At 70.7% G+C, this 7,441-nt stretch carries 1 protein-coding gene; it reads right to left on the bottom strand.

Annotation, left to right across the window (positions count from 1 at the left end; translation table 11 throughout):
• Nucleotides 1–47: 47 nt before the first annotated feature.
• A complete protein-coding gene (locus OG300_RS36275) occupies nucleotides 48–7,379 on the bottom strand; it encodes an amino acid adenylation domain-containing protein (protein WP_405488934.1) in 7,332 nt (2,443 codons plus the stop codon).
• Nucleotides 7,380–7,441 lie beyond the last annotated feature (62 nt).

Raw genomic sequence — 7,441 nt, 5'->3', positions numbered from 1 at the left:
GTGCGGCCCGGCGGCGTGTTACTCGGCCCGGCTCGATCGGCGGTGGCCTACAAGTCGGGCAGGGCTACCTCGATGACTCCCGACCAGGTCGCCGGTAGTGCCGCGGCATCGACGACGACCGCCGAGAGGTCCTCCAACGCGCCCGGATCGATCTCACCCAGGCGATCATGCGCCGCGAACAGGTGGGTGACCCATTCGTCGGCGAGCGCGTCGGTGAGCCCCGTTCCGGGGTTCGGCAACACCATCGATGCGCCGACAGTACCGGCGGCCACCGATTCGATCAGAGCGAGCGGGTGATCGACCGCACCCAATTGGAAGGTGCGGGCCTCGAAAGTCAGCTCGGAATCGGCGCGCACACCCTCGACCAGGACCGCGAGCCGGTCGTAGCTGAGCGGGGCCGAACCGGGTGCGGCGAAGGCGGTGTCCTCACCGCGCAGGGCCCGGGTCCGGTGCGCGTAGGTGACCGGACGCGCGGATTCGGCGGCGATCTCCGCGATCACGGCGGGATCGTCGAGCGAGAGCCAATCCAGGCCCGCGATCGGGGCGGCGACCCCGGCCGTGAGACCGACCTTCACGTCCAGCCCGGTCGGCGGCAGCGCCTCGACGGCCGTCAGCGGCACCAGCGCCGCGCCCGCCTTCAGCACCGCCCAGGTGGCCACGATCTGCTCGACGCCGCGATCCAGTCGCACCGCCACGCCCGCACCGGGACCGCAGCCGCGGCCGATCAGCACCCGGGCCAGCCGCGAGGAGCGGGCGTCGAGTTCGCTGTAGGACAGCGACTCCTCGCCCCACACCAGCGCGGGACCGTCCGGATCGTCCTCGACCACGGCCGAGAGCGACTGCGGCAGCGCAGTGCCGCGCGCGACCGCGGCGGGCGGCGGGGTGACCGAATTCGCCTGCGCGCGTTCGCGTTCGACGGCATCCAGAATATCGATGTCACCGACCGGGATGTGCGGGTCGGCGGCCACCGCGGTCAGGATGCGGGTCAGCCTGCGCCCCAGCGCAACCATCGTCTCCTCGTCGAAGAGCTCGGTGGCGTAGGCGAAGACGAAGGCCAGCTCGCCGGGGGTGCCGTCGACGGTGTAGAGCTGGTCGACGCCGATCTGCAGATCGAACTTGGCGGTGGTGAGCTCAGCGTCCACGGCCGACACGGTGAGACCGGGCAGCTCGAGTTCGGGAGTCTCGGTGTTCTGCAGCGCCAGCACCACCTGCAGCAGCGGATTGGCCGCGCCGCGACCGGGAGCCGCGACCTCGGACACCCGCTCGAACGGGATGTCGGCGTGCGCGAACGCCGACAGGTCGGTCTCGCGGGCGCGCTCGACCAGATCGTCGAAGGAACCGTTGGTGTCGACCGCCGTGCGCAGGGTCAGCGTGTTGACGAACATGCCGACCAGATCGTCCAGCGCGCGTTCGCCACGGCCCGCGATCGGCGTGCCGACGGTGATGTCGGCGCTGCCGGACATGCGGGCCAGCAGGGCGGCGACGGCGGCGTGCACGACCATGAACAGGGATGCGTTGTGGCGGCGCGCGATTCGGTTCAGTCCGGCGTGGACGTCCGCGCCGACGGTGAAATCGACGAGGGCTCCGGCCATGGACGCGACCGGCGGGCGCGGGTGATCCAGGGGCAGCAGGGTGCTGCCCGAGAGCCCGGCGAGCTGTTCGCGCCAGTAGGCCAATTGCTGTGCGGCGACCGAGTTCTCGTCGTCGTCGGTGCCGATGATGCCGTGCTGCCAGAGCGCGAAGTCCGCGTACTGCACCTGAAGTGGCGCCCAGCCGGGGTTCTCCCCTGCCGTGCGCGCCAGGTACGCGGTCATCAGGTCGCGGGCCAGCGGTGCCAGTGAGGCGCCGTCGGCGGCGATGTGATGGGCGACCAGGATCAGCAGGTAGTCGTCGGGCGCGTCACCGGTGAGCAGTCGCAGTCGCACCGGAATACGCTGCGCCACATCGAATCCGGTGAAGATCATCTCCTGCACCCGGCCGCCGATGTCGTCGGCGCGCTCCAGCTCGAGACCGTTGGGCAGCGCGTCGGCGACCGACAGCACGTCCTGGTACGGCGCGCCGCCGGGCCCGTTCTCCGGGTAGCGGGTGCGCAGCACCTCGTGGCGAGCCACCACGTCCTCGGCGGCCTGCGCCAGCGCGTGCGTGTCGAGGCTGCCGGTGAGGCGGATGACCATCGGGATGTTGTAAGCCGGTGAGCCGGTGTCGAATTGGTTGAGCACCCACATGCGCTGCTGTGCCAGCGACAGCGGCGGGTGCGCCGGACGCTCGCCCGCCACCAGCGACGGGCGGCTACCGGTGGCGGTGCCCGGCACGATGCGGGCGGCCAGCGCCGCGACCCCGGCGGTCTCGAACAGTTCCCGCACCGAGACGGTGGCCTCCAGGGCCTCGTTGATGCGGGAGACCGCGCGGGTGGCGATCAGCGAATTGCCGCCCAGATCGAAGAAGTCGTCGTCCGCGCCCACCCGGTCCAGGCCGAGCAGGTCGGCGAAGACCCCGGCCACGATCTCCTCGATCGGCGTCGAGGGGGCACGGAAACGCTTGACCTCGAACACCGGCGCGGGCAGCGCCCTGCGGTCCAGCTTGCCGGAGGCATTGAGCGGGAACTCGTCGAGCACCAGCACGGCGGCGGGCACCATGTAGGCCGGAAGCGCCTGCGCCAGTGCGGACTTCACGGCCTCGGGGTCGACCTCGACACCGGATTCCCGGACCGCGTAACCGACCAGCTGATCGCCGGTGTGCGCGTCGGCGCGCACCACCACGACGGACTGGGCCACGCCGGGCTGGGCGAGCAGGGCGGCTTCGATCTCACCGAGTTCGATGCGCAGACCACGCAGCTTCACCTGGAAATCGGTGCGGCCCAGGTATTCCACCTCACCCGCAGCATTCCACTTCACGAGATCACCGGTGCGATACATGCGTTCGCCGTCACCGAACGGGTCGGCCACGAAGCGATCAGCGGTCAGATCCGGACGCGCCACATACCCGCTCGCGAGCTGATCACCCGCGAGGTACAGCTCGCCAGCGACACCCGGGGCGACGGGGTGCAGACGCGAATCCAGCACGTAGAGCTGGGTATTGAACACCGGACGGCCGATCGGCACCGACACCGTGTCCGCGTCCACCACCTCGTGGAAGGTGACGTCGACCGCGGCCTCGGTCGGACCGTACAGATTGTGCAACCGCGCCCCGGTCAGCTCACGCAGCTTCTGCGCGGTCGGCGCGGGCAACGCCTCACCCGAGGCGAACACCTGCCGCAAACGCAAACGATCCGACACCTGATCCTCGCCGAGCGCGGCCACGAACACCGCCAGCATCGACGGCACGAAATGCGCTGTCGTGACACCGTGTTCGGCGATCACCTGCGCCAGATACACCGGATCGCGATGCCCGTCCGGCTTCGCCACCACCAGCGCGGCACCGGTCTGCAACGGCCAGAAGAACTCCCACACCGACACATCGAACGTCGCCGGAGTCTTCTGCAAGACAACATCATCGGCACCGAGCCGATACTCGGCCTGCATCCACACCAGACGATTCACGATCGCCTTGTGCGACACCGCGACACCCTTGGGCCGACCGGTCGAACCCGACGTGAAGATCACGTAGGCGGTATTGGCCGCCTGCAACGGCGCGACCCGCTCGAGGTCGGTGATCCGCGCACCGCTGTGCCGGTGCAGCGCAACGCCTTCGAGCTGCTCGACCAGCAGCACCGACACATCGCGGCCGTCCGCGCCGAAGCCGTCGCGCTCGGTGGTCAGCACCACCCGCGGGCGGGCGGTGTCGAGGATGTGGCCGATGCGGTCACCCGGCTGATCCGGATCCAGCGGCACGTAGGCCGCGCCCGCCTTGACCACCGCGTACATGGCGACGACCAGCTCGACCGACCGCCGCATCGCCAGTGCGACAAGCGATTCCGGTCCCGCGCCGTAGCCGTTGCCCATGAGCTCGCGGGCCAGGCGGTTGGCGCGCTCGTCGAGTTCGCGGTAGCTGAGCCGCTCACCCTCGAAGACCAGCGCGGTCGCGTCGGGGGTGGCGGCGGCCTGTGCCTCGAACAGTGACACCAGGGTCGGTTCGACGCCGGGCAGCCCGACGGCGGTCGCGATGTCGAAGCCGGTGGCGTTCCAGTCCGACAGCACCCGCTGCCGGTCGGCCGGGGCCAGCAGGTCGATATCGCCGACCGGCACGTCCGCGTGCGCGGTGACCTCGGCCAGCAGCCGCTGGAAGCGGTGCGCGAATCCGGCGACCGTGTCCGCGTCGAAAAGGTCGAGCGCGTAGGAGAATTCGGCGGCCAGCCCGTCGGCGTCGCCGTGCTCGTCGTGCGATTCCTGCATGGTCAGCTGCAGGTCGAACTTGGCGAACGGGATCTGCAGATCCGCGCCCGCGACGGTCAGCCCCGGCAGTTCCAGCCGGGTCGGGGCCATGTTCTGGAAGGCCAGCATGACCTGGAACAGCGGGTTGCGGGCCTGCGAGCGGATCGGATCGATGAGCTCGACCAAGCGCTCGAACGGCACGTCGGCGCGACCGAAGGCATTGGCGTCCTTCTCTCGCACCTGCCACAGCAGCTGATCGAAATCGGCCGCCGGGTCGACGTCGGTGCGCAACACCAGGGTGTTGACGAACATGCCGATGAGGTCGTCCAATTCGGCCGCGCCGCGTCCCGCCACCGGAGTGCCGATGGCGATGTCGCGGCTGCCCGAGAGTCCGGACAGCAGCAGCGCCAGCGCCGAGTGCACCACCATGAACAGCGTGGTGTTGCGGGTCTCGGCGAAACGCCGTGCGGCCGCGTAGATCTCGTCGTCGATGCGGAAGGCGTGGTTGCCGCCGCGGAAGGAGGCGACCGGCGGGCGCGGGCGGTCGAACGGCAGCACCAGCTCGTCGGGCAGGTCGGCGAGGGCTTCGCGCCAGAACGAGATCTGCTGCGCCAGCAGCGAGTCCGCGTCCTCTTCGCGTCCGAGGGTGGCGCGCTGCCACACCGCGTAGTCGGCGTACTGCACCGGCAGCGGCGTCCACTGCGGTTCCGCACCCTGTGCGCGCTGGGCGTAGGCGGTGACCAGGTCGCGGGTGAGCGGGCCCATGGAGACGCCGTCGGTGGCGATGTGGTGCACGGCGGCGACGAACACGTACTCGTCGGCGGCGATCCGCAACAGCCGCAGGCGAATCGGCGGGGTGACGGTGGCGTCGAAGCCCGCGCCGATCACCTCGGCGACCCGGGCGGGCACGTCGGCGGCGGCGATGTCGAGCACCGGAAGTTCCGGCACCGCACGCGGATCGGAGATCGCGAGCACCTGCTGGTAGCCCTCGCCGTCCACCTCGGGGTAGATGGTGCGCAGCACCTCGTGGCGGGCGACCAAGTCGCGGGCGGCCGCACGCAGCGCCTCGATTTCGACGGCACCGCGCAGCCGCACCGCGACCGGGATGTTGTCCACGGCGCTGTCCGGATCGAAGCGGTTGAGGAACCACATGCGCTGCTGCGCGAACGACAGCGGCACCCGCTCGGGGCGCGCCAGGCTGCCGAGCGCCGGACCGCTGGCCGGAGTGGAATCGCCCGCCAGCCGCTGTGCCAGACCCGCGACGGTGGAGTCCTCGAACAGCAGATAGACCGGAACCCGCACACCGAGCGCGGTACCGATGCGGGCCGCGAGCTGCGCGGCCAGCAGCGAGTTGCCGCCGAGCTCGAAGAAGTCGTCGTCCGCGCCGACCCGGGCATCGGAATCATCGGGCAGCAGCAACGTCGCGAACAGTTCGGCGATGGCGATCTCGGCCGGGGTCGAGGGGGCGCGGAACTCGCGGGCCGCGAACACCGGTTCCGGCAGCGCCTCGCGGTCCAGCTTGCCGACCGGGGTCAGCGGGATCTCGTCGAGCACCACGATCGCGGTCGGCACCATGTAGGCGGGCAGCGACTCCCCCACGTGCGCAGCCAGTCCCGCGGTGTCGAGGGTCGCGCCGGGGCGCGGCAGCACATAGGAGACCAGCGCGGTGGTGCCCGAGGGCAGCGTCTTGCCCAGCGTCGCAGCGTAATCCACGTCGGCGTGCGCGGTGAGCGCGTTGTCGATCTCGCCCAGTTCGATGCGCAGGCCCCGGATCTTGACCTGGAAGTCGGAGCGGCCCAGGTACTCGATCACGCCGTTCTCGTTGCGGCGCACCAGGTCACCGGTCCGGTACAGGCGCGCGCCGGGCGTGCCGGACACCGGTCCGAAGGGGCTGGCGACGAACCGCTCGGCGGTCAGCGCGGGCCGCCGGTGGTAGCCCTCGGCGAGCGCGGGACCCGACAGGTACAGCTCGCCGACGACACCGTCGGGCACCGGCTGCAACCGGGTGTCCAGCACGAACGCGCCCACCCCGGGCACGGCCGAACCGATCACGACCGGTGCGCCGGGCAGCAGCGGCGCGGTGCTGGTGGCCAGGATGGTGGCCTCGGTCGGACCGTAGCCGTTGTAGAACGAGCGGGTCGGAGTTGCCCAGCGGGCCACCAGTTCCGGACCGAACTTGTCACCGGCGACCACCACGGTCCGCAGCGCGTCCAGTCCGGCCGGATCGACCGATTCCAGCGCGCCCGGCGTGATCAGCACATGGCTGACCTCCTCGCGCGCGAGGAGTTCCGCGAGCTCGACCCCGCCGAACACGCCCGCGGGCGCGACGACCAGGGTGGCTCCGGCCGTGAAGGCCAGCAGCAGTTCCAGCACCGAGACGTCGAAGCTGGGCGAGCACACGTGCAGCACGCGGGAATCCGCGGTGACCCCGTAGTGCTCGCGTTCGGCGGCGGCCAGCCCGGCCAGGCCGGTGTGGGTGACCACCACGCCCTTGGGCTTGCCGGTGGAACCGGAGGTGTAGATGACGTACGCGGGATGCTGCTCGGTGAGCGGGCGCACCCGGTCGGCGTAGGAGATGGGGTGCGCGGGCTGCGCGGCCAGTCGCCGCGCCAGCGCCGGATCGTCGAGTTCGATCCACTCCGCACCGGCGGCGGCGTCGAGGTTCGGGCGGTACGCGGCGACAGTCAGGCCCAGCACCGCGCCCGAATCGGTCAGCAGGTGCTCGATGCGGTCGGCCGGATACGCCGGGTCCACCGGGACGTAGGCCGCGCCGGTCTTGGCGACGGCCCAGACCGCCAGCACCGATTCGATGGATCGGGTGATGCCGATGGCGACCATGTCGCCGGGCCCGATGTCGCGCCCGATCAGCTCACGCGCCAGCCGTGAGGACTGCTCGTCCAACTCGCGGTAGGTGATCTCGCGCTGGCCGGTTTCGGTGCCGGTGGGGTTGAACCGCACCGCGACCGAGTCGGCCGCGGCCTCGACCGCGGCGGTGAGAAGCTGCCCGAAAAGCAGGCTGCCGGACCGACGCCGACGATTACCGCGAGCTGTACGGCGGGCAGTATCCATTCGAGTGCATTCACCTCTCGGGTCGATCGGGTCCGCGCGCCGAAGACCTTCGGCCAACCCAG

It is taken from the genome of Nocardia sp. NBC_00511 (assembly GCF_045161165.1).
In the GTDB taxonomy this organism is placed as follows: domain Bacteria; phylum Actinomycetota; class Actinomycetes; order Mycobacteriales; family Mycobacteriaceae; genus Nocardia.
Note: the sequence above shows the minus strand (reverse complement) of the source record. Positions and strands in the feature narration are given on the sequence as shown.